General features: G+C 54.9%; 18 protein-coding genes and 1 tRNA gene. 5 read left to right on the top strand and 14 right to left on the bottom strand.

Annotation, left to right across the window (positions count from 1 at the left end):
- Positions 1-14 precede the first annotated feature (14 nt).
- Entirely contained in the window at positions 15-1,223 is a 1,209-nt protein-coding gene (locus H8709_RS04080) for an AI-2E family transporter (RefSeq protein WP_262397098.1), read from the top strand.
- Between the two features lie 97 nt (positions 1,224-1,320).
- Here H8709_RS04080 and H8709_RS04075 read toward each other — a convergent pair whose 3' ends face one another.
- Positions 1,321-3,099, bottom strand: coding sequence for an ABC transporter ATP-binding protein (locus H8709_RS04075; RefSeq protein WP_262397097.1), 1,779 nt, complete (start codon positions 3,097-3,099; stop codon positions 1,321-1,323).
- Positions 3,096-4,832, bottom strand: coding sequence for an ABC transporter ATP-binding protein (locus tag H8709_RS04070; RefSeq protein ID WP_262397096.1), 1,737 nt, complete (start codon positions 4,830-4,832; stop codon positions 3,096-3,098). Before H8709_RS04070 ends, H8709_RS04075 begins: the two co-directional genes overlap by 4 nt.
- Positions 4,833-4,954: 122 nt before the next feature.
- Here H8709_RS04070 and H8709_RS04065 point away from each other — a divergent pair, with 122 nt between their 5' ends.
- The 4 genes from H8709_RS04065 (at position 4,955) to H8709_RS04050 (ending at position 7,096) form a co-directional block, all read left to right on the top strand.
- Positions 4,955-5,845, top strand: a complete 891-nt coding sequence (locus tag H8709_RS04065; protein WP_262397095.1) for a LysR family transcriptional regulator — start codon at positions 4,955-4,957, stop codon at positions 5,843-5,845.
- A gap of 51 nt (positions 5,846-5,896) precedes the next feature.
- Positions 5,897-5,970 (top strand) — tRNA-Gly (locus H8709_RS04060).
- A 261-nt stretch (positions 5,971-6,231) separates the two neighbouring features.
- A complete protein-coding gene (locus H8709_RS04055) occupies positions 6,232-6,441 on the top strand; it encodes a helix-turn-helix domain-containing protein (RefSeq protein ID WP_262397094.1) in 210 nt (69 codons plus the stop codon).
- Between the two features lie 22 nt (positions 6,442-6,463).
- Positions 6,464-7,096 carry a type I restriction-modification system subunit M N-terminal domain-containing protein gene (locus H8709_RS04050; protein WP_392391653.1) on the top strand — a complete coding sequence of 211 codons (633 nt, stop codon included), beginning with the start codon at positions 6,464-6,466 and terminating at the stop codon, positions 7,094-7,096.
- A 164-nt stretch (positions 7,097-7,260) separates the two neighbouring features.
- Here H8709_RS04050 and H8709_RS04045 read toward each other — a convergent pair whose 3' ends face one another.
- From H8709_RS04045 to H8709_RS03990, 12 genes are all read right to left on the bottom strand, one after another.
- Complete coding sequence (locus tag H8709_RS04045; RefSeq protein WP_262397093.1) at positions 7,261-8,832, bottom strand: recombinase family protein; 1,572 nt, start codon at positions 8,830-8,832, stop codon at positions 7,261-7,263.
- Positions 8,774-10,537, bottom strand: coding sequence for a recombinase family protein (locus H8709_RS04040; protein WP_262397092.1), 1,764 nt, complete (start codon positions 10,535-10,537; stop codon positions 8,774-8,776). The genes H8709_RS04045 and H8709_RS04040 overlap by 59 nt, the downstream gene beginning before the upstream one ends.
- Positions 10,538-10,577: 40 nt before the next feature.
- Complete coding sequence (locus H8709_RS04035; RefSeq protein ID WP_262397091.1) at positions 10,578-10,757, bottom strand: SHOCT domain-containing protein; 180 nt, start codon at positions 10,755-10,757, stop codon at positions 10,578-10,580.
- The gene (locus H8709_RS04030) at positions 10,750-11,172 is read right to left on the bottom strand and encodes an RNA polymerase subunit sigma-70 (RefSeq protein WP_262397090.1); all 423 of its coding nucleotides are present in this window, start codon (positions 11,170-11,172) and stop codon (positions 10,750-10,752) included. Before H8709_RS04030 ends, H8709_RS04035 begins: the two co-directional genes overlap by 8 nt.
- A 201-nt stretch (positions 11,173-11,373) precedes the next feature.
- Positions 11,374-12,258, bottom strand: coding sequence for a peptidoglycan recognition protein family protein (locus H8709_RS04025; RefSeq protein ID WP_262397089.1), 885 nt, complete (start codon positions 12,256-12,258; stop codon positions 11,374-11,376).
- Complete coding sequence (locus tag H8709_RS04020) at positions 12,258-12,674, bottom strand: phage holin family protein (RefSeq protein WP_262397088.1); 417 nt, start codon at positions 12,672-12,674, stop codon at positions 12,258-12,260. Before H8709_RS04020 ends, H8709_RS04025 begins: the two co-directional genes overlap by 1 nt.
- 81 nt (positions 12,675-12,755) lie before the next feature.
- Positions 12,756-13,379, bottom strand: coding sequence for a leucine-rich repeat domain-containing protein (locus H8709_RS04015; protein WP_262397087.1), 624 nt, complete (start codon positions 13,377-13,379; stop codon positions 12,756-12,758).
- A 4-nt stretch (positions 13,380-13,383) separates the two neighbouring features.
- Positions 13,384-18,588 (bottom strand): leucine-rich repeat domain-containing protein, encoded by a 5,205-nt coding sequence (locus H8709_RS04010; protein ID WP_262397086.1) that lies wholly within the window; start codon positions 18,586-18,588, stop codon positions 13,384-13,386.
- Positions 18,589-18,607: 19 nt separating this feature from the next.
- Positions 18,608-18,811 (bottom strand): hypothetical protein, encoded by a 204-nt coding sequence (locus tag H8709_RS04005; RefSeq protein ID WP_262397085.1) that lies wholly within the window; start codon positions 18,809-18,811, stop codon positions 18,608-18,610.
- A complete protein-coding gene (locus H8709_RS04000) occupies positions 18,808-21,210 on the bottom strand; it encodes a phage tail protein (protein WP_262397084.1) in 2,403 nt (800 codons plus the stop codon). The genes H8709_RS04005 and H8709_RS04000 overlap by 4 nt, the downstream gene beginning before the upstream one ends.
- A complete protein-coding gene (locus H8709_RS03995) occupies positions 21,210-21,965 on the bottom strand; it encodes a phage tail family protein (protein WP_262397083.1) in 756 nt (251 codons plus the stop codon). Before H8709_RS03995 ends, H8709_RS04000 begins: the two co-directional genes overlap by 1 nt.
- On the bottom strand, positions 21,962-25,141 hold the full coding sequence (locus H8709_RS03990; RefSeq protein ID WP_262397082.1) for a phage tail tape measure protein: 3,180 nt from the start codon (positions 25,139-25,141) through the stop codon (positions 21,962-21,964). Before H8709_RS03990 ends, H8709_RS03995 begins: the two co-directional genes overlap by 4 nt.
- Positions 25,142-25,153: the final 12 nt, after the last annotated feature.

Below are 25,153 nucleotides of genomic sequence, written 5' to 3'. Positions count from 1 at the left end.
GGAGAGAGGCCAACATGAAACTGGAACAAAACAAGAAGTACCTGACCGTTTCGCTCTACGCGTTTTTGGTCATCGTGGCAAGTATCCTGTTTTTCTTATTTCTCTTTAACATCAGCTATTTTACCAGCCTGCTCAGTAAGATCGTGGGGATTTTGTCCCCCTTCATCTATGCGTTTTCCATCGCGTACCTTCTTAACCCCCTGATGAAGTGGCTGGAACGGCGGGTGGTCCACCCCATTTGCAAGGAGAAGTTGAAGCCAAAGTTTCAGCGGATGATCTCCATCCTTTTGACCTTCGCCGTCTTTCTGGCGGTGCTGGCCATCCTCTTTTTCACCATCATCCCCGAGGTGGCCAACAGCATTTCCAACTTGACCCATAACATCTCCTCCTATGCCACCAAGTTAGAGGACTTCGCCAAAAGCACTCTCGTCTACTTTTTGGGCGATGAACAGACGGCCGCCCATCTGGTGCAGAACATCGGCGGCATGATCGGCTCGGCGGAGGAAGTCCTCTATAAAGTTTACACCATGGTCACCAACGCCCTGCCCCACGTGGTGGGCTACACCATCCAGATTACCTCCGGCATCGTCCGGGTGCTGGTGGGCTTTATCATTTCCATCTATGTCCTTTACAACAAGGAGCGCTTCTTGGCCCAGAGCAAGAAGGTGCTCTACGCGCTGATGAAAAAGGAGCGGGTAGATTCCCTCATCCGGTTGGGACACAAGTCCAACGCCATTTTCAGCGGCTTTATCGGCGGCAAAATTCTCGACTCTCTCATCATCGGCGTCCTCTGCTTCATCTTCATGAGCATCTTCAGCTTTCCCTATCCCATGCTCATCAGCGTCCTGGTGGGAGTCACCAACGTCATCCCCTACTTCGGGCCCTTTATCGGCGCCATCCCCAGTATCCTGCTGGTGCTGATGATCAACCCCGTCCAGGCGCTGTGGTTTGCCCTGTTCATCCTGGCGCTTCAGCAGTTTGACGGCAACATCCTGGGCCCCAAGATTCTGGGCCAGTCCATCGGCATCTCCGCCTTCTGGGTCATCTTCTCCATCATCCTGGCCGGTGGGCTCTTCGGGTTCCTCGGCATGTTCATCGGCGTCCCCGTCTTCGCCATCATCTACACCCTCATCCGCGGGTTTATCGAGGAGCGCCTCGCCAAGAAGAACATGCCCACCGACACCCACGACTACACTTCCGACGACAACCCCATCCGGTTTTAACGGAAAGAAAAAGGCCTCCGCTTCCATAAGCGGAGGCCTTTTTGCGTGCGGGGAAAGCGCCATGGCGGGAACGCCTGCCAGGCAGTGCAAAGCCATTTTATGCCTGAGCGTCGGGCTGGGCGAACTGGCTGTTATAGAGGGTGGCGTAGAAGCCGCCCTTTTCGAGCAGCGCGGCGTGGCTGCCCATCTCCACGATGTGGCCGTCCCGCATGACAAGGATGACGTCGGCCTGGCGGATGGTGGAGAGGCGGTGGGCCACGATGAAGCTGGTGCGGCCGCGCATCATCCGGGCGAAGGCCTCCTGAATCTTCTCTTCTGTGCGGGTGTCGATGGAGCTGGTGGCCTCGTCGAGGATGAGCATGGGGGGCTGGGTGAGCATGACCCGGGCGATGCACATGAGCTGCCGCTGGCCCTGGGACAGGTTGGCGCCGTCCCCTTCGATGAGCGTGTCATAGCCCTTTGGCAGACGCCGGATAAAGCTGTGGGCGTGGGCGGCCTTGGCGGCGGCCACAATTTCCTCCCTGGTGGCGTCGGGCCGGCCGTAGGCGATATTCTCCGCCACCGTGCCCCCAAAGAGCCAGGAGTCCTGGAGGACCATGCCGTACTGTGAGCGCAGGCTGCTCCTTTGCAGCGTCCGGGTGTCCTGGCCGTCCACCAAGATTTTGCCGCTGTCCACGTCATAAAAGCGCATGAGAAGGTTGATCATGGTGGTCTTGCCGCAGCCGGTGGGACCCACGATGGCGATAATTTGACCGGGCTGCACCCGCAAATTTAAATCCTCGATGAGGGGCCGGTCGGGGCGGTAGGAGAAAAAGACGTGTTCCAGCGCCACCGAACCGTCGCAGTGGGCGATGGGTTGGTTCCCGGCGTCGGATGGCTCGAGAGGTTCATCGAGGAGGGAGAAGACCCGGCGGGCCGAGGCAAAGGCGGTCTGCAGCTCGGTGATGACACCGGTAATCTCGTTAAAGGGCTTGGTGTACTGGTTCGCGTAGGCCAAGAAACTGGAAAGCTGTCCCACGCTCAGATTCCCGCCGATGACCGAGAGAGCGCCGAAGATGCCCACCGCCGCGTAGACCACGCCGTTGACAAAGCGGGTGCAGGGGTTCGTCATGGAGGAATAAAACTGGGCCTTGACCCCGCAGTCGTATAGGCGGCCGTTGATTTCCTCAAACCGGGCCTGGGCTTTTTTTTCGTAGCCGAAGGCCTTGACTACCTTTTGGTTGCCAATGAGTTCCTCCACCAGTCCCGTCATTTCGCCCCGGGTGGCCGATTGGACGGAAAACATCCGGTGGGAGCGCCGGGCGATGAAGGAGGCCACAAAGAGGGAGAGGGGGGTGAGCACCACCACGACCAGGGCGATGTGGGCGTTGACCGAAAGCATGAAGCCCAGGGTGCCCAGGATGGTGACAAGTCCTGTGAAGAGCTGGCTGAAGCCCTGGAGCAGGCCGTCGGAGATCATGTCGGTATCGGTGACCACCCGGGCGATGAGATCGCCGTGGGAGTGGCTGTCCAGCACCGAGAGGGGCACCTGGGAAAGCCGGTCAAAGGCGGCGTCCCGGATGGATTTGACGGTTTTATAGGAAACGGTGTTGGTACAGACGGTCATCATCCAGGAAAACAGGGCACTGACGGCAATGGCTCCGGCCATTTTGAGGAGGATGGGCACCATGCCGGGAAAATCCACCTGTCCCGCGCCCACGATGAGGTCCACCGCGTCGCCGATGAGCACCGGCAGCCACAGGGAGAGCAGAACGCTCACCAGGGCGCAGAGCAGCCCGCCGGCCAAAAAGCCCGCGTAGGGCTTTGTAAAGGAAAGTAACCGCTTTCCCACCGCCCAGCTGCTGTTTTCTTTACCACTTTTTTTGGATAGGCTCATTGTCCGGCCGCCTCCTTTTCCTTTTGCTGGGATAGGCAAATTTCCCGGTAGACACCACACTGGGCAAAGAGCGCCTCATGGGTGCCGATACCCGCCACCTCCCCGTCGTCGAGGACGATGATGAGGTCGGCGCTGCGGATGGTGTGGGCCCGCTGGGTGACCATCAGGACGGTCATGTCCTCGGTCTCCTCTCTGAGCGCCCGGCGCAGCGCCGCGTCGGTGGCAAAGTCCAAAGCGCTCATGCTGTCGTCGAGGATGAGGATGTCCGGCTCCCGAGTCAGGGCCCGGGCGATAGTCAGCCGCTGACGCTGGCCGCCCGAGAGATTTTTACCCCCCTGGGCGATCTGAGTGTCCCAGCCGTCGGGGAGCCGGTCCACAAATTCCTTGGCCTGGGCCACCCGCAGCGCCTTGTCCATTTGCTCCTTGGTGGCCCCTTCCTTGCCCCAGCGCAGGTTCTCTTCCAGAGTACCGGAGAAGAGGACCGCCTGCTGGGGGACGATGCCAATCTGTCCCCGCAGTTTTTCCAGGGGGTAGGAGCGCACGTCCACGCCGTCGACGAGGATGCTCCCCTCGGTGGCGTCGTAAAAGCGGGGAATGAGGTTTACAAGGGTGGATTTGCCCGAGCCGGTGCCGCCGATGATGCCGACGGTCTGGCCCTTTTGAATGTCGACGCTTATGTGGGAGAGGGAAACTTCCCCCGAACCGGGGTAGGAAAAGGAGACGTCCCGAAACTGGATTTTGGGCGCGGCGGCGTCCTTGGTAGAAAGGGCCTTTTCCGGATCGGTGATGGAGGGCTGAGTGGCGAAGACTTCATTGACCCGCGCCGCGCTGGCGGAGGACTTGGTAAAGATGATGACGAGGTTAGCCACCACCACCAGAGCCAACAGAATCTGGGTCATATAGTTGACAAAGGCGATGATCTGGCCCTGGCTGAGAGCGCCGGTGTCGACCCGAAATCCACCGAACCAGACGATGGCCACAATGGCTAGGTTCATGATGGCGAAGGTGAGGGGGTTGAGAAGCGCCGCGATCTTTCCCACTCGGATGGAGGAAACCATGGCGTCCTCACTTGCCGCATGAAACCGCGCCCGCTCGGTATCCTGCTTGGAAAAGGCGCGAATGACCCTGGCTCCCTCCAGATTTTCCCGGGTGATCAGAGAGATGCGGTCCAGCTTTTTCTGGATAACCCGATAGAAGGGGACACTGCGGCTCATGACGAAATAGAGGGCCAATCCCACCAGCGGGGCGGCGGCCAAAAAGACGAGGGAAAGCCGCAAATCCAGCATCATGGCCATGACGGCGGCGCCGATGACCAAAAAGGGCGCGCGTACCACCAGCCGGATGAGCATGGCGACGGCCACCTGGAGCTGGTTGACGTCCCCGGTGATGCGGGTGATGAGGGAGGGGGTGCCGATGCGGTCCACCTCCCCGTGGGAGAGGGAGGAGATATGGGCAAACAGGTCGTTTCGGACCATGGTGCCAAAGCCCTGGGAGGCCTTGGCCGCGAAGTACTGGCAGGTCAGGGCGAACCCGAGGCCCGCCACCCCCAAGAGCACCATGACGCCGCCCATGGTCAGGACATAGCGGGTGTCTCCGTTTTTGACCCCCACGTCGATGATCTTGGCCATGACCAGCGGGACGATCAGCTCAAAAATGGCCTCTAAGAGCTTAAAAAAGGGGCCGAGAATCACTTCTTTTTTAAAATGTTTGAGATATCGCGCCAATTTCCACATGGATGTATCTTCCCCTTCTTGCTTTTGTTTTTTTCTTCCTGTATGATCATAGCATACATTGATCTATATGAATACTATTTCGTTCCTATGGATATGATAGGATTTTACTATAGGAGGGGCTTATGGATATCAAACAGCTTTCGTATTTTACAGCGATCGTGGAGGAAGGGAACATCAGTGCGGCTGCCAAGCGTCTCCACCTGTCTCAACCGCCGTTATCCAGCCAGATGAAGGCGCTGGAGGAAGAGCTGGGGATGCAACTCTTTATTCGGGGGCCGCGGAAAATCATGTTGACGCCGGCGGGTGAACTGATGTACAAGCGGGCGAAACAAATTCTGGCCCTCACCACAGATACCCGCCGGGATTTGGAGGAGCTGGACCACCGTCAACACGTGACATTGCGCTTGGGCACCATCTCCTCGTCGGGGGCGATGCTTTTGGAAAAGCGGATGATCGCGTTTCACGAGGCGTTTCCTCAGATCCGCTTTGAAATTCATGAGGGGAACACCTACGAGCTCATCGAGTCCTTGCGGGCGGGCATCATAGAATTGGCGGTGGTCCGCACCCCCTTTGCCGCCGAAGGACTATCCTGTACCAGTCTGGACCCGGAGCCCTTGGTGGCCGTGGGAGCGCCCCGCTACTTTGCGGGAGAGGGGACGCTTGTCTCTTTGGCAGAGCTCGGGGAACAACCCCTCATCTTTTACCGGCGCTTTGAACCGCTCATTTTGTCGGCTTTTGAAAGGGTGGGCGTTCAACCTCAGGTCTTATGCAAAAACGACGATGCCCGCACTACCCTTTTATGGGCCAATGCCGGGCTCGGTGTTGGTATTGTTCCCCAGACTGCTTTAAAAATCATTGAAAGCGCTGATACCACGTATAAAATCATCGCGGAGCCCTCGTTCACCACCTGCATCACCGCTGTCTATCCGCAAAGCGCCCATCTATCCTTGGCCGGACGGCAATTCCTCCGTTTTTTTGCCGGGGAGGAGGGAAATGGGGAAGAAGAGATGTGAGAAAAAAGCCCTTGCCTTTTTCCGCCAAATGGTATAAAATAAAAGGGTCAGGCGGGCATAGTTTAGTGGTAAAACATCAGCTTCCCAAGCTGAGGTTGCGGGTTCGATTCCCGTTGCCCGCTCCATAATATGAAGGCCTATAAATCGCATGATTATGCGGTTTGTGGCCTTTTTCTTTTTATATTGGAGACCGGCCTGAGGTCAAATGCGAATTTTCGCAGAATGAACGAGGGGAGATACCCCTCACGAATAACACTGACGTTGCTGAATTTAATGCCACTTATTACGCAAAATCGTTCTGTTTTCATCAAAGCAAAGCACTGAAATATTGATTTTTTCACAGAACCGTGATACAATAGGATATCTATTATCTGGGAGGTATCAGCATGGCTGTGAGCTATAAACGGTTATTACACATGATGATTGAAAAGGACGTTTCAAACGCACAATTGATGCGTGATGCTGGTATTTCTGCGAATATCATCACAAAATTAAAAAACGGTCAGTATATTGCCCTGGACAAGGTCGAGAGTATTTGTGTTGCTATGGGATGTACACCGAATGATATTCTGGAGTTTGTTCCGGATCAAAAATGATCTGTAGATTGGAGTAATAGGCATGGCTGTTAAAAAGAGCGAATTATACAGTTCCCTATGGGCGAGCTGCGATGCGTTGAGAGGTGGTATGGATGCCTCTCAATATAAAGACTATATCCTTACCCTACTGTTTGTGAAATATGTTTCTGATAAATTTTCCGGACAGGATTATGCCGATATTGAGGTTCCCGAGGGTGGTAGCTTCGGCGATATGGTTAAGCTGATCGGAAAAAAGGATATTGGCGAGGGTATCAATAAGGTCATTGCAAAACTGGCAGAAGCAAATGGCCTTCGTGGTGTTATTGACAAGGTTTCTTTCAACGACCCTGATAAGCTGGGCAAGGGTGAGGAAATGGTCAAAAAGCTGAGCAAGCTGATTGAGATTTTCCGCCGTCCTGAACTGGATTTCTCAAAGAACCGTGCCGAGGGTGATGACCTGATTGGTGATGCCTACGAATACTTGATGCGTAAATTTGCCACCGAGAGCGGCAAGAGCAAAGGACAATTTTATACCCCTGCAGAGGTTTCTCGCATTCTGGCACAGGTGATAGGTATTTCTCATGAAACCAGACCGAATGCAACGGTTTATGAAATAATCATGCAGACTATGATACAAGGAATAGGAAAAATTAAAAAGTGTGCCTTTGCGGTGTAAAAACAGTCGTTGCGGTGTAAAAGCCTAAGCGACTGTTTTTGTTCGCACAGAAAAACTCCTCACCGCCACAATGGTAGTGAGGAGTTCGTTTGTGTAAGACCGCAATATTTGAGCGGTTTTTGCGGCCTTGGGTACACCCTTTGCGGTGTTGCGGCCTTGCGCCCTTAAGCCTTGATTTCCTGTCCGTTTTTGAAGGTGAACCGCACATCGTCCTTGCTGTACACCGTGGCAAAGTCCACCAGTCCGCACCAAAGGGCTGTATCGAAGGTGTCCACCAGGTTGGCTTTTTTGAGGGTGGTAAGGAAATCTTCAATCGTTGCCCTGCGGGATTGCTTACTGCGGATGGTCTCATCCAGGGATTCATACCGGGCCTTGGCTGCGTCGAACCGAGCAGTCAGTCCGTCATAGCGTTTTTGGTATTCCACCTGGTCGAGGGCAACATGAGCATTTTCGTATATGCACTTTTGGATAAGGTCGGAAACCACCGTCATTTCGCTTTCCAGTTCAGCCTGTTCCGCTTTGAGGGCGGTAAGGTCGAATGCAGTGTCGAGGGATGCTGTGAGAACCGTGATAATCGCATCCTTCTGGCTGATCAGCTGATTGACCGCCGATACGAACATCGTTTTAATGTCCTCCTCCGTCAGGTGCGGGGTGGCACACTTTTCATCGCCGTCAAATTTATGATTGCACTGCCAAATTACACGGCGGTACTTGCTGTTTGAATGCCATACCTTTGACCCATACCATTCGCCACACTGCCCACATTTGATTTTGCCGGAGAAAAGGTGAACGCCGCTGTGCCGTCCTTTGCCCTGTTTCCGGCGTTCCAGTTCCCGTTGTACCTGCTCGAATACATCCGGGCTGATGATGGCTTCGTGGTTGCCTTCCACATAGTACTGTGGGATTTCACCCTCATTGGTCTTTTTCTTCTTGGTGAGGAAGTCAACCGTGTAGGACTTTTGCAGGAGCGCATCGCCCTTGTACTTCTCATTGGTAAGGATACTGCGGACGGCTCCGGAATTCCACTTATCTTTTCCACCCGGCGACTTGATTTCGTCGGCGGTAAGTTGGGTGGCGATGCCATAGGGTGTCATTCCCTGTAGGAACATACTGTAGATACGCCGGACAATGACCGCCTCTTCGGGATTCAGAACCAGATTGCCGTCGGGGCCACGGTCATAACCCAGGAACCGCTTGAAGGGTACGGTGACTTTACCGTCTGCGAACCGCTTTCTCTGGCCCCATGTGCAGTTTTCGGAGATAGAGCGGCTTTCTTCCTGGGCAAGGCTGGACATAATGGTAATCAGCAGTTCGCCCTTGGAATCCAGCGTCCAGATATTCTCTTTTTCAAAATAAATCTCCACGCCTTTTTCCTTCAGCTGCCGGACGGTGGTCAGGCTGTCGACCGTGTTTCTGGCAAACCGGCTGACCGACTTGGTGACGATGAGATCGATTTTCCCGTCCAGAGCGTCGGCTACCATGCGCTTGAAGCCTTCACGGTGCTTGGTGTTGGTGCCAGTGATGCCCTCGTCCGTATATACAGCCACAAACTCCCAATCGTCACGCCCCTTGATGTAATTGGTATAGTAGTCCACCTGGGCGGTGTAGCTGGTGAGCTGCTCCTCGCTGTCCGTGGAAACACGGGCATAAGCGGCAGTGCGGCGTTTTTTCTTCTCGTTAATCGGCGTTGCCGTAAACCGGCTGATCGTCGCCGGAATGGTCGTTACTCTCGCCATGTCTTTCCCTCCATTTCTGAATCATAACTTCCCGCATATGCTGTTTACGCTTCTCGGAGTGCTTGGGCATTTTCCGTTTGTTTTCCCATTGGGCTTCAAATGTGTGGCCATCGAAAAAGTGGATAGACAGATGGTACGGCGCGGTAATGTGAATACAAGCTATCTGCTCCCGAAAGGCCGTCTCTTCAAATTCATCCAGCCCCATGGCTTTAGCACATAGCGCCATCAGCGTTTCTTCTTTGATGCTGGGACTGGAGCACTTTGCGGAAGACGCGCACCGCCATACAGAATCAAAGCTGCCGTCCTTATGCCGGGAGCGCTGTCTGCGGTAATTTTCACCACACTGGTCGCAGCGGATACGGCTGGTAAAGCAGGAACTGTTGGGGCCGAGCTGATGCTCCTGAACATAACGTCCTTTCGCGGCACGGCGTTCATCCGTCCAGCAGTCTTTCCGCATGGTGGACTGCCAGCGGTGTGGAACAATGCGTCCGTCCTTAAAATAGAACACCATTTCATACGGAGCGGGAATTTCGATGTGGTCGATCTGTTCCGAAAAGACGGTTTCATCAAATTCGTCCAGCCCGAGGACGGCAGTACAGGCTTCCTTCAGCATTGGCTCGGGAATGTCCTTGTTCTGACACTGCGCATTCCCGGTTTTCCTGCGCGTACCGCAAATCCAGACCGTGTAATTGGCATCGGGGTCTTTACGGCCCTTGCGGTTGGACCGCTGATAGCTTTTACCGCATCGTCCACACTTTATTTTGCTGGTGAAGCAGGAAGTGTTGATGCTCCAGTTGGCGAATACACCGAGTTCCCGGCGGCGGGCTTTTTCCTCCTGCACCGCCTGGTAAACTTCCATCGGAATGATGGCTTCGTGGGTATTCTCAACCCAATACTGCGGAAGTTCACCCTGGTTCTTGCGGCTTTTCTTGCTGATAGGGTCTACGGTGTATTCTTTCTGGAAGAGCAGATTTCCGGTATATGTGATGTTGCCGAGAATCTGCCGTATGGATGTGTTGCCGAAATGCTGTCCCTTGTACGACTTCACGCCCATTTCTTCAAGCTGCTTTTCAGTGGACTCTGCTGACAGGCCGTTCAGAAAATTAACGTAGATGAGTTTGACAATTTTGGCTTCTTCGGGTTCGACCACCAGATGGTCTCCGTCCCAACGGTAACCGTAAATTTGGAAGCGTCCGTTGGGGATGCCCTTCTCAAAGCGTTTCCGGGTACCCCATTTCACATTGTCCGAAAGGCTCCGCACTTCTTCCTGGGCGAAGGACGCAAGCAGCGTCAGCATCAGTTCGCCGTCCTCGGACAGGCTGTCAATGTGTTCCTTTTCAAACTGAACCGAAATACCCAGATCTTTTAAGTGTCGGACTGCATTCAGAAGGTCAACCGTATTTCTGGCAAAGCGGGAGATGGACTTAGTCAGTATAATGTCGATTTTCCCGGCTTCGCAGTCGGCAATCATGCGGTTGAACTCCGTGCGGTCATTTGTTTTTGTTCCAGTGATGCCATCATCCGCATAGACCCCGGCATATTCCCAGGCGGGATTCTGCTGGATCAGGCTGCTGTAATAACTGACCTGTGCCGAAAGGGAGTGCTGTAATCTTTCTGATTCCATCGACACTCTGGCGTAGGCAGCGACCATTTTGCGGCTGGGCATTTGCGGAACTTTTGGCTCGATTATATTGATTTTTCGCATGAAATCACTCCTTTCCGACACTATACATCACTCTAAAAGGCTAATTTATCAAGTCATTTTCGGATAATAATGTACCCAAAGATGGCTTGAATTCGGCCTGCAGCTTTGTATCAATTACGCCATATTCCTCCTCGGTCAGAAGGCCCTGGCTGCGTAGGTTCTTGGCTATGGAAATTGCTGTCTGATACTTGAGTTCAGCCTGAAATGCGGTCTCACTCATTACCGTCACCGCCTTTGAAACGGTCTGCAATGTAGCAGGCGTGACAGCAGTACTTCCGTCCGGCATTGCCGTATGCTGTGAATGGCTTACCGCAGTGAGCGCAGGTGAATTCATATACAGCTTTGCGGTTGACCTTTTCCGGGTGGGTATTCCACCAGGCAACACGACATTTATCCGAGCAGAACTTGATGCGTTTCCTGCCTGGGGTCTGCGTGAGCAATGCACCGCACTGCAGGCAGAAGTCGGCATCCAGGTCGATACGGCTGTTGTCGGTGGCCTTTGTGCCGGTCAGCCCTATCTTTCGGCAGTATGCGACAACGGTATCTTTCTTCAGTCCCACTGCCTTTGCGATGGTGGCATATCCGAACCTCTGTGAGCGCAGGGCGGTAATTTGATCTTTTTGCTGATTGGTCATTATGGTATCCTCCTTCTGAGGGCTTTCCTCAATGACCCATCTGGACAAGAATGCCGACTTTGGCCGAAAGCATAAGAGAAAATCTTGTCCTCGGAAGGGTTCCCTCACTTGCCACCGGACACGATATTGCCGTTTGGTCCCTAAAAAGAGCAAAAAAAATAAGCCCACCGAAGAGAAACATCTCCTCGATGGGCTTCTTGCTTAGTTGGGGATCTTCAGTTTCATACCGCTGTAAATGACATTGGAAGTCAGGCCGTTCAAGCTGACGATCTCCTTATACCGGGAACCGTCACCAAGGTACTGGGCAGCGATCTTCCAGAGGGTATCGCCGTGGACAACGGTATGGACCCGATAGCTTACCGGGTAAACCAGGGTGCCGTTGCTGTCGAACACACTGTAGCCCGGATTGGCATCGGCGCATTTCTGGGCATTGGCCAGAATCTTGTACGCGCCCTTCTGGGATTTGGCATCCGCCCAGGTCTTGCGGACGCGGTACAGCACTTTCGTTTCCGTTCCTGTGGACGGAGTGGTCGTGGTGGAAGTGCCGTCCAGAGCCGCCGTGACCTTAGATGCCAGATCGCCCAGGCGGCTGTACAGCCAATCACCCGGGCAGGACTTGTTGGCAAACCAGCGATGGACGGTCAGCACCATTTCGTCAGACTGGGGCGTGTAGTTCAGCGTCTTGGTCTTGTCCGCAAGCCAGATCAGCTTCTTTTTCCCGTTGCGCTGGCAGATATCCGTACACAGCTTGACCAGGGAATCGTAGACCTTGCTGTTCATGGCATAGGGTGCGGAGGTGTCGCTGGCGCACTCAATGGTGACGGCACGCTGGTCATTCTCCCTGCTGGAAGAACACCAGGAGCGGTCCTTTTCCTCCACACAGAGAGAAACCCTGCCGTCCGTGCCGATGCCGTAGTTGCAGCTGGCCTGACGGTCAGGGCTGATGAAGCAATCGCAGATGCGTTCTGCGGTGGCCTGTCCCACAACACAGTGGGGCGTGATGCGGTCAATGCTGTGAGTTCGCTGACCGGAGTGGTTGGGGCTCAGCTTGGTGTATGCCACCAGAGAACTGTTCGTATAAGCCATTACTGTCCCTCCTTCCCGTCAGAGCGGTCATGGAGCTGCTCCAGTACGGTCTTGATGGCATCCGGCACAGGCAGACCAAGATGGGCGGCATTCTCCAGCAGGGATACACCCTCATTGGACAGGTAGAAGAAAATCACTGCCGTGCGCAGCACACCGGGCGCACCCAGCACCTGAACATCGATAATGTTGCCGATACCCACCAGCAGGAAAATCAGTACCTTGCGGCAGATGCCCTTAAAGCCCACCTCGCTGGACAGGCTCTTATCGGCAATGGCGCACATGACTCCGGTGATGTAGTCGATGGCCACGAAGGCGATCAGGGCGTAGAGCAGGCCATCACAGCCGCCCAGGAAGTAGCCAAGCCAGCCGCCCACAGCGGCAAAGGCCAGCTGAATGGTGTTCCAGAATTCTTTCATAGTAGTTGTCCTCCTTTGAATTTTAATATGAGAAGAGCGGTCACCCGTCATGGGCAACCGCTCTTGACTCTGTTATTTGGGTTACTGACCACAGATTTCAGGATAATCCTCAATGGCACGGAACTGGTTTGCATAGACACTCCACTTTTCATGGGCCTGGTAGCTTTCAATCAGTGCTTTCGGCACATAGATATACCCAGTCCCTTTTGAAATGGGTGTATCAGAAAAGACGCTGGTATCATCCAATTCGCACATGGTTGTGCTTCTGAGGATCGCAACAGACAAAGAGGAGCAGGAACGAAAAGCACAGCAAGCGTAGCTTGTTCCCACCCCTATATGGGTACAGACCGGGAGATCGATTTTCTCCAGCGCGGTACACTTTTCAAATGCATATTGCCTCCGAATGTCTTTCAATTGCGGAAGATCCACATTTTTGAGAGCAGTGCAGTTTCTAAAATATCCATCCATAACCTTCAGAACCGGAAAGGATACCGTTTCTAATGCAGTACAACCCGTAAAACAATCGGAGCGTATGCTGGTTACATTCGTACCGATCACCGTTTGCAGGGCCGCACAGCCGTAAAATGCGTACTCAGAGATGGTGTTAATATGCTGATCAATCACCTCGGTAACAGTTTTCATAATCACACTGTCCGCTAGGGCGTCATCGCCGATGACGTCAACGGTATAGGTGTATTCGCTCATTTTATCAACCTCCCGTAATATCCGGATAATCCTCAATCGCGAGTATCTTGCTTGCGTGTTTGCTCCATCTGCTGTCGGCCTTATAGGCATCTACCATTGCCGCAGGAACGAACACCTGGGCAAGGGCTGTCGAATCGAATACATTGATGTCGCCGAGAGCGCAAACTTGGCTTGCGTTGCGCAGGATAACCGTTGTCAGATTGGTACAGCAATAGAACGCCATGGCCGCAATTGAGGTAACGCCGTGGAGGTCAATGCTGGTAAGCGCGGTACAGCTTGAAAATGCCGATCTGTAAATCGTCTTGATGGCCGGAACGCTGACGCTGGTCAGCTTCGTGCAGGACAGGAACGCGCATACGCCAATGCTCTCCACGGAAGGTAGGCTGATTCCCGTCAGAGCAGTACAATTACGGAAAACATAGTCGCCGACCGCAGTTACCCGGTCATTTGCGTACTCACCCGCAATGGAGCTTTCCACAATGGATGTGTAGGCATAGCCGATATACTTGTACTGCGCATAGCAATAGGTGTTCCCAGTGATGCCGTTATTGGAGGGACTCCACCCAGTGAACACATAGTCCTCCGGGAAATCAACGCCGGTCTTTTCCGGGGTATCACCGGAATAATAAGCGCCGCTGCCGTAAGGAACATTGGAGACGGTCTGTAACAGTGTCGAACCATTGTAGAAGTAAATGGTATACTTCCGAACAGTTTTGGAGTACGCCGCATACACGTTCCGATCCACCACAACTGCCTTCAGCGCATTTGCATTCGCCGAACCGCCAGCCGTCAGACTCCAGCCGGTGAAGCTGTAGCTGTACTGCGCTGTGGAGGCCTTGGTCGGATTGCTGCTTCCATAGGCTGTATCCCCACCATCGTAAACCGTGACAGTTTTCAGCAAGGTGCTGCCGGAATCATCATAGAAGTTTACTTGTGCGGTGAAGTGGTTGTACTGGATTTTGATGTTCGGGTACCGCTCCTGCATCTCAGCAAGGTCATTTCCCGTCAGCGTATCAATGGTGAAGGTGCCGCTGACCTGGGCTTTCTCCATGTTGTTGCCGTTCTCGTCCAGACCACGCATGGTATCCAGCAGGTCATAGAACGCCAGAATGTCCGCCGTATCCTCAAAGCTGCGTTCCAGCCCGGTGACACGGACACGGGCACCAACGGGAATGCTGTGCAGAATCTCCCACAGGTCGAACACCTCGCTCACATTTTCCAGACGCAGCGTGGAGATGTTGTCATACCCGCCAATCACGAAATCCGTAATGCCCGTCTGGTTTCGGATGGTCAGGTTAGTCACCGTTCCGGGCAAATGAAGCGTTTTCAGAATGCCGCCGTTGGGCAGCTGGACACCGGTCACCGCCGTCCCTTCAAAGTACAGATGCTCGATGTTTGTACAGCCGGACACATCCACAGCCTGCTTGAGATTCGGGCAGTTGCGGACATCCAGCGTCCGCAGCAGGGTGTTGTTGCCCAGGTACAGTTCAGTCAGGTTGCCGTTGGAGTAGCTGTCCTCCGCATCACCGACCTTCAGGCTCTGAAGCCGGGTAGCCATGGAGAAATCCGCGTAGCCCACCATCAGCCCGGAAAGGTCGCCGATGGACTGAAGCTGACTGGCACTGTAGATATAAATCTCGGTGTCATTCACATTGGACAGCGGACAGGCCAGCGTGTATGCCACATTGCGGTTCGCCCTCTGCTGTACCAGATAGGAGCCGTACTTCACCGTCGCGTAGATATCCGCATAAGGCGTGACGGTAATATCATCCTTGGCGTATCCACGAAGGGTCACCACATCGGTCAGGGCATCCCCGGCATTGTACTTGGAGTCCAGATAGCGGAATCGGTTATACAGCCACCACTTTCTCTGCTCGGCCTTGGAGCCCTGCAGCATGGAGAGATAGCTGGCCGTGTTCTGCTCCACCAGGGGCTGGAGGTACTTGAAATAGGCATCCTCGTTGAACACCGCTTCGGGCCACTTTGCCTGATGCTCCTCAAACCGCTGTTCCGTCACGGGGAAGGACAACGTGCCATTGGAACGCAGCTTCTGGTACATGGCCTTGATATCCTCAAAGAAAGCCGCCCGGACATTGATCCACAGGACGGACTGCTGACCGTTGTAGATGTCGGCCCCGGACTCGGTGTGGTCGATGTCCTCCAGATTGTAGGAGAACACCAGCGCACCCTCGTTGTTGATGCCGATGGCGGTATCAAAGTCGTAAGGCAGCGAGAACCACTTGCTCCCCGCCATGAAGGTCGGGAACATATTCTTGGCTCGACTGTCCACCATCAGGAACAGCTCCGTGAACAGATAATAAAAAAGCACGGCATCCTTTTCAAAATGCTGTGCAAACTCAGATTTGAACTTGGCCAGACGGTAAGCGGCGGTATCCGTGGTGTACAGCACCCCGTCAAAGGTGCGGTTTACCGTCAGCTTGTCTCCCGTGGCGGCGGACTGGTCGGTGCTTTTCAGCCACGCAGCCAGTTCGGACAGGTTGGCGGGATCAGCGTAGTCCTTGGGATACCTGGCTTCAAAGTCGCCCTGCCAATCCGTACCGGAGTAATCATCGTCCTTCCAGAGAACTCGGTCGCTGGTGTTGTTGAGAATTTCCCAGCTTTCATCGCCCTCGGAAAAGCCGAACACCTCCGGGGTGGCTTTATCGAAGTTGAAGTTGTACTTGCCGATGAAGCTGGTGTTTTCACCGTCATACCAGAAGACCACAATGGGGAATCCATCGATGCCCTGACGGATGCGGCTGTCCTGCTTCTGGGGTGCAGTCCGGAAGGGGCAGGTATCCTCATAGAGCCGGGCCAGTTCCACATTGTTGGCTCCCTCGGAGGAAGCCACATCCGCCTTGAAGGTGAAGGTTTTCGTGGGAATGGAATCGGAGCGCAGCTTGTAGGTCTCCTGGGTGTTGCCGCTGGGGTCCACAAAGCCGCCCTTGAACTTAATCTTGTAGTTCTTCCGGGCGTAATACTGGGAGGAAGTACCCTGCACATCCACTTCAGCCCCAGAGAAGGTGAAGGACCTGCTGCCGTTGACCGGGTCGGTGTAATAGCCGCTCATGGTTTTCACATCGCCCTTGTACTGGGGCAGCTCCGTGCCGTCCAGCACCAGGTACGGCAGGTCCTTCGGCAGCTGGGAAATTACGATCTGGGAGTAGGCGTCAAATACATGGTTGCGGCTGTACCGCTCCAGCATGGTTTCTACCACCTGGGTGTCGGCGATCCAGTTGTTCAGAACCTGGTGCCGGGTCAGGTCATTGTCATAGACCCGGATGCAGTACAGGTCAATGGCAGCATCCCGGGAGCCAATGGAAATATCCACAGGCACACTCTGGGCAAAGTCATCGTCCGCCGGGTACTGCACCACACCGGACATGATACCGTTGATGTAGCAGTAGATGAGCCGGTTGACGGCTTTCTTCTCCACCACAAAGGACAGGCGCAGGTGCTCGTTTTCCTTGTACCTGGTGGTGATCTCCTTCTGCTCAGAGCGAAGAGTCGCCAGCTGGGGCGTGATGGAGATACCGCGATTGCCGCTTATGCAGGACAGCACTATGGCATCGTAGTTCATAACATTCCGGGTGGCAAACTCAATCTCGATGGTCTTGCCTGTGGTACGGAAGTCCTTCCCGAAGGGCTGCACCGGAATGGTCAGTCTGGCATCGCCGGACACCCGGAGAACGGGGATATTGTCCTCATCCAGCTGCCAGCCGTCCGAGGTGAAGTTAAAATCGGAGAATACAGCGGAGATATTGCCATACTCCCACACACCGGGGTTCTCTTCTGTATTGCTCCGACCGGCACTGGACAGGTACAGAGACAGCCCCTCGGTTTCCGCTTCAATTTCCATCTCGCTGGCAGTCACCGTCAGCGCAATGGTGCGGGAAGCACTGCCGCAGGAGATTTCCAGAGCCAGATCCCCGGCGCTGTCTGCCCGGTAAGACCAAATCTGCTGAGTGCGATCCACCGTCTGGCGGGACACCACACTGCCATTCACCGACAGTTCCACCTCGGCGGTCAGATTCGCTGGGTCGTAGACCGTAAACGGAATGGCCAGCGTGGTGTACTGGGCCACCGTGCCATCCTGAAAGCTGGTGGCAATGATGGGCGTGGTGTTCAGGCTCTCCACGCAGATGATCTCATAATACAGATGATTGGACTCGATGGTTTGCCCATTGACGGTGGCATCGAAATAGGCTTCCAGCGTATGCGCTCCGTGCTTCTGGGCGGGAATCGTGTAGGACATCTGCCTGCCGCTGGAGGTGGCGGTCACCGTGGCAATCTCCTTGCCGTCCAGTAGGATGTGAACCGTCTTGCTGATGGCCCCCACCGGCACATAGGTAAAGGTGATAATGCCATCGAAGGAAGTCCCGGAGTCGAAGGTGGAACTCATGGACGCCTCGATGGCATTGATATTGAAATTGATGGTTCGGCTGTTCTCATAGGCATCCGAAACCTGAATCCGCACTGCGTTGCTGCCCACAGACAGATACGGTCCCAGATCAGCGGTTACCGCTCCCTGGGGAATGTCCAGCATGGCCTTAACGATGCCGTTTACCGTGACCTTCATCACGCCGTTGCCAGTGGGCAGCTCATCCTCCAGAGAGGACCAGGTGATCTGGACGAGACAATCCTTGCCGTAGGCGATGGACTTGCTCAGCCAGCCGCTGGTGTTGGAGACCGCCAGCACGGCATTATTGCCGCCGGCACCACCGGAGCCGCCCGTGCCGGAAAAGGGGCCGAGGGGACCAACCACCACTTCATTGTTGGAGGTCAGATACAGATAGCCGTTTTCCACGAAGGCTCCGTCCACCTTCCCGGAGAGCAGCAGTTCCATATTGGAAAAACTCTGCTGCATATTCTGAGCGGCGGACATGGCAAGCTGTGCGTCCCCGGAGGCATTGAAGGATTCATCCTTGGCGTTCTTTGCAGTGGCCAGGGCTTCGCTGGAGCTGCTCTCTGCCGCCCGGGCGATGGTCTTGGCGTCATCAGCGGTCTGGACCGCATTCTGGGAAGCCGTAACAACTTCCTCCCGGATATCCAGCACCTGCTGGGTGGCATCCTTCATGGGCTGCTCCAGAGCGGCCACATTCTGATTTTCCTTGTGAATTTTTTGAATGCAGGATACGAAGGCGTCCTTGACATCCACGCCGAAGCGGGCTGTCAGGAATCGCTGCAGTTCTTCCTGTAAATCTGCCACGGGTCATTCCTCCCTTCGTTTACTCGATAGAATCAATAAAAGCCTGGGCAACATCGGCAATGCTGTCACAGGCAGCAACGGCGGTTTTATCCACCAGCACCCGGTCGATGCGGTAGTTGTCCCGGATGATCTGCCCGGTGGTATCGTCAATTTCGGAATAGGTGATGCTGAGCCGCTTGCCCACGGCATCATTCCAGAATGTGACGGAGGTAACTTTCTTCATGTGGTGATTCTCCCTTCTGTAATGGATGTCAGATAAGAAGCCGCTTCGGCTCCATAGTTGGTCGTAGAAGTGTCAACCTGTCCGCGCTCTTCCGTCATGCGAAGCTGGTCATAATCAATCTGCTTCGCCTTGATTTCCCAGCCAAAGGACAGCCCCGGAGTGCCGGAAACCACGAAATGGTCGCTGTATCTGCCTGTCAGCGCGATTTCGCCGGAGCCATACGCCTGGAGGAACACCTGGTAGCTTTCCAGTGATACACACTGGGCGAACACCGGATCGATGGACACATAGCAAAGGCCGTCCTCCGCAATCATCCCTTCACCGATGTCTCCGAAATAGGGTGCGGGCGTCTCATAGGCGTAGAGCTTGCGTTCGCCGTAGTCTCTGGTCTTGACACACCGGGCCTTGCTTCCCAATACGGACAGGTCGCCGGATACCTGCGTGAAAACGGGCAGTTCCAGCCAGTCGTGATGAACATTCAGAATGTTGTTCTTTTCTTTATCCATCAGGCTCATCCGAATCTCGTTGCTGTCACTGACCCCGACAAAACCGCATTCATAAGCACCCTTGTAAAAGCCAATGGTTCCCTCGGTCATCTTGATAGAACGAACGATACTGCCGGACTGCCCATCAAATGAGTCGGTGGAGATACCGCCTTTACCCAGGTACACATCACCAGCGCCGCCGTGGGGCGTACACATGGAGAGCCAGTTGCTGGCATGGGTCCAGTCACCAAAGGCGATATAGTCGCTGTTGATGTTGAAGCCGCCGATCTGTCCCGCGATGGCTTCCATACTGCCATCGGTCTTGATTTTGAAGTAGTTGTTGGCGGTAATGGCTCCGTTCAGATTGATGCGCTGTGCCTGGATGGCCACCTCCTCAGAACTCTGGTTGATGGCGGAGATGATGCCGTCCTTTTCAACCTTGGAGGCAATGCCGTCATCCGTGCCCTTGATCCAGTTGTTCAGGCCGATACTCAGCTGGTTGGTGTCGATGGAATTGGCGGCAATCCAGCTGCCGAGTATCTGACCGTCCACCGTGATGCCCACCGTATAGGGGCCTTCATAGCCGGTAGTACTGGCGGCAATGCCGTCCTTGTTGATCTGCATGATCCGCTTGGCGGTGGTCTTGTCCGGGGTATCCATGTACAGGTCCCGGAGCCAGCGCCCATCCTCGTCATACTCCGTCAGCTTGTAGCCGCCCTTGGCACCGGTCATCATAGCAGTCAGGTTGTCAATGCTGATCTGGATATTCCGGTTGGAGATGCTGATGGCATCGTTCTGTTCACTCCTCAGCTGATTGCGCACCGCCGACTGCTGGCTGGTATAGGTTTTCTGCTGCTTGCTGGACAGCTCCAGCGTCCGCCCGGCTGGGTTCTGGAGCGGGATCGTCAGCTTCATCACCGGAAGAACAATGTCCATGCCGTAGGGCTTTGCAAGGCAGTGGATGCGGTCACCCTCTGCGAACGCATCATAGTCATGACCCAATTCCGAGAGGTCAGCCGCCGTCAGCGTCAGGGACATGGTTTCAAACTGAGTGCTGGAGAGCCACTCCTCGGCCTTGGCTTTGAGGTTTGCCGGGACGGTCACATCGTCCCAGGTGTTGGTGGCCCAGACCCAGCCGAACTGATCCACTGCGTCCTGCGAAAACACATAGTTCTTTCCATCGTTGACGGAGGTAATGTCCACCCGCTTTTCCAGGGCTTCAATCTCCGATTCGCCCTCCAGGGTCGCACCAAAAGGAATCAGCGCCGTCACCACATCCTCTGCGGAGGTGGTTTCGGAGTAGTCCAGCAGATTCAGTCCGAACTCAATGGGCTGGGTGCTGTAGCTGCCGTACTGCTCGATGCTGACCCAATCCAGGATCAGCTGGTCATCCACATGGCGCAGCCGCAGATATCCGCCCAGCCGATTCACCAGCTTCTCCCGGATGGCTTCCAGTGTGTTTTCGTAGTTGGTGTAGCGGTAGAGGCTGTTGTTGGGGTCGGTGACGGAGACATAGCCCAGCTTGATCTGCTTGCGCGTCTCCACCTGACTGTTGTGGATTTCCAACATCTTTCCCAGCAGTGCTGCCGGGGAAATATCGTGGTACTCCGCCTGGGGCTGGATGGAATCCGCCAGAAAACTCAGCGCCCCGGTGCAGTAGATCTGCTTGTTCCGGTAGCGGTCAATATTGGGGACCTTCCGCACCTCACCGTAAAAAATCTCCCTGTTGTTACGGAATACGGAAACCATGGATTTCCGGCAGCAGATGCGGTCGTAGAGCGGGTTGTCCGGCGGGACCGTTGCCGTAAACACACCGGCGTACCCCGGCTCCAGCTCCAGAACCGGGTCGGTCAGCATGGCGGAGGGGTGGTCTGCGTGATACAGCACATAGCCGTCCAGCTTGACTTTGTACATCAGATCACCCTCCTTCGGAAGTAAACACACAGACTGCCGCGCCCGGAAAAATTCAGCGTCAGATCGCTGTCGCCCACCAGCAGCTCGGCAAGACGGTTCTCGCCCTTTTGCAGGAGATAATCGTCTCCATCCACCGTCATCTTCAGCCCGGTTTCTCCAATCTCAGAAACCACCACGCTGACCACAAAGGGCACTGCGCTGTGCGGGATGGTACAGGCAGCAGTAGGGCTGTCTGCCGTGAGCGTAATTTGAATGGGATCGTCAATGACACCCAGTTCAAAATCAAAAGGATTCCACAGCCAGTTTGGGGTGCTGTTGTCATTGAGACTGTAGCCATAGGGGTCTGCCTGGGGGATGGACAGCTTGAAGGTGCCGATTTCCCGCACCCGGTCAAACTCCGTCACCTCGGCGCGGCCTTCCCAGTAGTAGCCGGGGAAATCGTCAAAGACAATCCGCACCCGCTTGCCGTGAAGCAGGATTCGGATACTGGAAATAAAGGAGTTCCAGATGCGTCTGTCCATCTTGCCGCCCAGGATGATCTCAATGGGACGCTGCTTGAAAATGGGACGCCCGGTGAGGGCTTCGGAATAATCCAGAAAGCCGTCCGCACCGGGGACATCCAGATAAAAGGTCTCCTGAACCGGGGTGCCAATGCAGTTGTTGTTCCCGATGGCAAGGCCCCAGTCCCGGAGGGTATGATAGCTTTTTCCGGTAGCAATCACCGTAATGGTGGCACCGTTTGTCATGGTACTCATCGGTACACCTCCTGTGCGGCCAGAATGCCCAGCTGCCGGTTCATGCCGGGTGCCAGCTTGCCCACCAGGGTGCTGCCGTCCAGATAGATGCCCTTCTCACTGTTCCGGGCAATAACCGCCAGATATTTCTCCATGCCGCTTATATTCAGCTTGCTGTCCAGCATGGCTTCCAGCTTGGTGTAAAAGCCCTTCAGCGGCAGAATGGCTTCCGGCCCCGCTTCACCGCCAGCCATAAGACTGGAGCCGTTGAAGCCGAACAGGGTCGGGTCAGTCATGATGCCGCCCTCCTTGTACCAGGACACAGAAAGGTGCGGTACACTGGGCGGGTTCAGAGAGAAGCTGCCGGAGATACTGAAGTGGGGCATCTTGATATGCGGCAAGGACAGCTTACAGTTGGCAAAGAAATTCTTGATGCTGTTCAGCGCATTGCTGATATGCGTCTTGGCCTGGTCAATCGGCCCGGTAATGGCGCTCTTGATCCCGTTCCACACCGAGGTGGCGGTACTCTTGATGCTGCTGAACACCGAGGACAGGGTGCTTTTCACGGAATTGAACACCGTGGTCACCTTGGTTTTGACCCCATCCACCACCGTGGAGATGGAGGTCTTGATGCCGTTCCAGATGGTGGTGGCCGTGGTTTTGATTGCGTTAAACACAGTGGACACGGTCGTTTTGATGCCGCCCACCACCGTGCTGATCTTTGTGCTGATGGCAGTCCAAATGGTGCTGATGGTTGTCTGGATGGCGTTCATCACAGTGGACAGCGTAGTGGAGACGGCGTTGATGGCGCTGCCCACCGTGGTTTTGATGGTTTCCCAGATGCTGGTGATGGTATCGCCGCAGTTCTCCCAGATCAGCTGGAACGGCAGCGTGATGATATCCCATGCCGCCTCCAGCAGAGAGCCAATGAACTGGATGCCCACACTGACCACGTTTTTGATGGTTTCCCAGGTATTCGAGAAGAAGGTGATGATACCGTTCCAGATATTTGTGAAGGTTGTGGATACAGCGTTCCACACCTCATCCCAGCTGGTGCCAAACCATCCCAGCACCACATCCGCCACGCCCTTGAGCGTACCCAGAATATTCTCAAACCAGCTGACCAGCCCTTCCCACATAGTGGTGAAGATTCCCTTCACGGCCTCCCACGCACCGGACCAGTCGCCCTGGAATACGGAAATGAATACATCCACGATCCCAAGAATAACATTCAGAACCGTGGACAGTGTATTGGCGATGTGGTTGAACACACCCTCAAAAACCGGAGCGAGAAGATTGCAGAACCCCTGCCATACAGCGGACAGCACTTCGGTAATGCTTTCAAATTCAAAACCCAGGCTGTTCAGCCGGTCAACGATGCCCTGACAGAAGCCGCTGACGGTTTCTTTGATCTGATTCCATGTGCCGATGATATTTTCACGAAATTCATCGTTGGTTTTCCAGAGCGTTGCAAAGGCGGCTGCCAGCGTGCCGATCACCGCCACCACGGCAAGCACCGGCCCGGCCACGGCCCCAAGCGCACTTCCCAGTCCTGTGATGGAGCCGCTGCTCCCGGCGATCTTTACGCCCAGCTTGGCGATGCCCTTCGTCAGCCCGGAAAAGCCCTTCATGGCTGTGCCAACCGTGGAAGTTACCTTGCCGAAGAGGATGAGCATGGGACCGATGGCAGCGACTACCGCAGCAATTTTTACCACGGTTTCCTTCTGCTCATCGTTCATGCCGTTCAGCTTGTCCACAAATTCCTGGATTTTCTTTGCCGCTGCACGGATCTTCGGCATAAGGATTTCGCCGAAGGAAATGGCCAGACCCTCCAGAGCGGATTTCAGAATGGTGATCTGACCGGACAGGTTGTCCAGCTGGGTATCCGCCATCTGCTGGGCCGCACCGCCGCTTTCCGTAATGGACTGCTGGAGACTGTCCCAGGTATCTCCTGTGTTCGCCAGCAGCGAATTGACAGCGGCCAGATCGGTTTTATTGAAAATGGACGAGATGATGTTCTGCTTTTCAGCGGAAGTCATCCCGTCCATACTGGTATTCAAATCCCCCAGAATATCGTTGAGGGAACGCATATTGCCCTCGGAGTCGTAGACCTCCACGCCAAGGCTCTCCATACAGGCTGCGGCTTTGTCCGTGGGGCTTTGCAGGGCAAGAATTACATTTCGCAGATGGGTACCGCCCTCCGCACCCTTGATGCCATTGTTGGCGAGGATGCCCAGAGCGGCATTCAGTTCCGCTGTGCCGCCCTTGACCGTCTTGGCGGTTGCGCCGATGGTCAGGATGGCTTCACCCAGCTGGGCAACGGAGGTATTGGTGGTGGATGCCGTCTTGGACATCTGATCCACCATGGTATCCGCTTCGCTGGTTTCCATCCCGAGAGCGGACATGGCATCTGTGACCATATCCGAAGCGGAAGCCAGGTCGATGCCGCCAGCCGCAGCGAGATTCAGCACGGTGGGCAGCGTATCGTAAATTTCCTGCGTATCGTAACCGGCCAGTGCCAGATAGTTCATGGCATCCGCACACTCACTGGCAGAGAAGGCCGTTTCAGAACCCATCTGCTTGGCAAGGGCGCGGAGAGCTTCTACCGTATTGACGGATTCGCCGTTCAGTTCGGATACTGCGTCCTTGGTGATGCCCATGGTGGCCTGCACCTGGCTCATGGAGGTGTCGAAGTCCGCCGTGGTCTTTACGGCGGCGGTACCCAGTCCCGTTACAGCGGCGGTCACCGGGAGCAGCTGCTGTCCGACACCGGAGATTTTGTCCCCGGCAGTTTGCAGTTTATCACCGACATCCTCGATTTTAGCCAGAGCCGCATTGGATTCAATGGCCTGTTCCTGCAGACGTTTCAGTTCCTGCTCGGTTTCGATGATCTCCCGCTGGAGGGCATCGTATTTATCCTGCCCCAGGTCGCCGCTTTCCAGCTGGGCTTTGGCCTGCTCCTGGGCCAGTTTCAGAGCATCCAGCTTCTCCTTGGTGGAGCCGATGGCGTCCTTGAGCAGTTTCTGTTTCTGCGTCAGCAGTTCCGTATTGGTCGGGTCCAGCTTCAGCAGCTTGGATACATCCTTCAGACCGGACTGGGTGGTCTTGATGGACGAGTTGACGCTTTTCAGCGCCTTGTCCAGTCCTGTGGTATCGCCGCCAATCTCAACGGTAATACCTTTGATTCTGCTTGCCATAAAAGCGTCACC

It is taken from the genome of Zongyangia hominis (assembly GCF_014385095.1).
GTDB lineage: Bacteria > Bacillota > Clostridia > Oscillospirales > Ruminococcaceae > Zongyangia > Zongyangia hominis.
The sequence above is the reverse complement of the archived record's forward strand: the minus strand, read 5'-3'. Positions and strand labels throughout refer to the sequence as shown.

Excerpts from the sequence above, each read along its gene's own strand:
- H8709_RS04035 (WP_262397091.1), bottom strand. The coding sequence starts at position 10,757 with ATGAGTGAGACCGCATTTCAGGCTGAACTCAAGTATCAGACAGCAATT.
- H8709_RS04015 (WP_262397087.1), bottom strand. The coding sequence starts at position 13,379 with ATGAGCGAATACACCTATACCGTTGACGTCATCGGCGATGACGCCCTA.
- H8709_RS04065 (WP_262397095.1), top strand. The coding sequence starts at position 4,955 with ATGGATATCAAACAGCTTTCGTATTTTACAGCGATCGTGGAGGAAGGG.
- H8709_RS04055 (WP_262397094.1), top strand. The coding sequence starts at position 6,232 with ATGGCTGTGAGCTATAAACGGTTATTACACATGATGATTGAAAAGGAC.
- H8709_RS04070 (WP_262397096.1), bottom strand. The coding sequence starts at position 4,832 with ATGTGGAAATTGGCGCGATATCTCAAACATTTTAAAAAAGAAGTGATT.
- H8709_RS03995 (WP_262397083.1), bottom strand. The coding sequence starts at position 21,965 with ATGAGTACCATGACAAACGGTGCCACCATTACGGTGATTGCTACCGGA.
- H8709_RS04025 (WP_262397089.1), bottom strand. The coding sequence starts at position 12,258 with ATGGCTTATACGAACAGTTCTCTGGTGGCATACACCAAGCTGAGCCCC.
- H8709_RS03990 (WP_262397082.1), bottom strand. The coding sequence starts at position 25,141 with ATGGCAAGCAGAATCAAAGGTATTACCGTTGAGATTGGCGGCGATACC.
- H8709_RS04000 (WP_262397084.1), bottom strand. The coding sequence starts at position 21,210 with ATGTACAAAGTCAAGCTGGACGGCTATGTGCTGTATCACGCAGACCAC.
- H8709_RS04045 (WP_262397093.1), bottom strand. The coding sequence starts at position 8,832 with ATGGCGAGAGTAACGACCATTCCGGCGACGATCAGCCGGTTTACGGCA.
- H8709_RS04080 (WP_262397098.1), top strand. The coding sequence starts at position 15 with ATGAAACTGGAACAAAACAAGAAGTACCTGACCGTTTCGCTCTACGCG.
- H8709_RS04075 (WP_262397097.1), bottom strand. The coding sequence starts at position 3,099 with ATGAGCCTATCCAAAAAAAGTGGTAAAGAAAACAGCAGCTGGGCGGTG.
- H8709_RS04050 (WP_392391653.1), top strand. The coding sequence starts at position 6,464 with ATGGCTGTTAAAAAGAGCGAATTATACAGTTCCCTATGGGCGAGCTGC.
- H8709_RS04005 (WP_262397085.1), bottom strand. The coding sequence starts at position 18,811 with ATGAAGAAAGTTACCTCCGTCACATTCTGGAATGATGCCGTGGGCAAG.
- H8709_RS04040 (WP_262397092.1), bottom strand. The coding sequence starts at position 10,537 with ATGCGAAAAATCAATATAATCGAGCCAAAAGTTCCGCAAATGCCCAGC.
- H8709_RS04020 (WP_262397088.1), bottom strand. The coding sequence starts at position 12,674 with ATGAAAGAATTCTGGAACACCATTCAGCTGGCCTTTGCCGCTGTGGGC.
- H8709_RS04030 (WP_262397090.1), bottom strand. The coding sequence starts at position 11,172 with ATGACCAATCAGCAAAAAGATCAAATTACCGCCCTGCGCTCACAGAGG.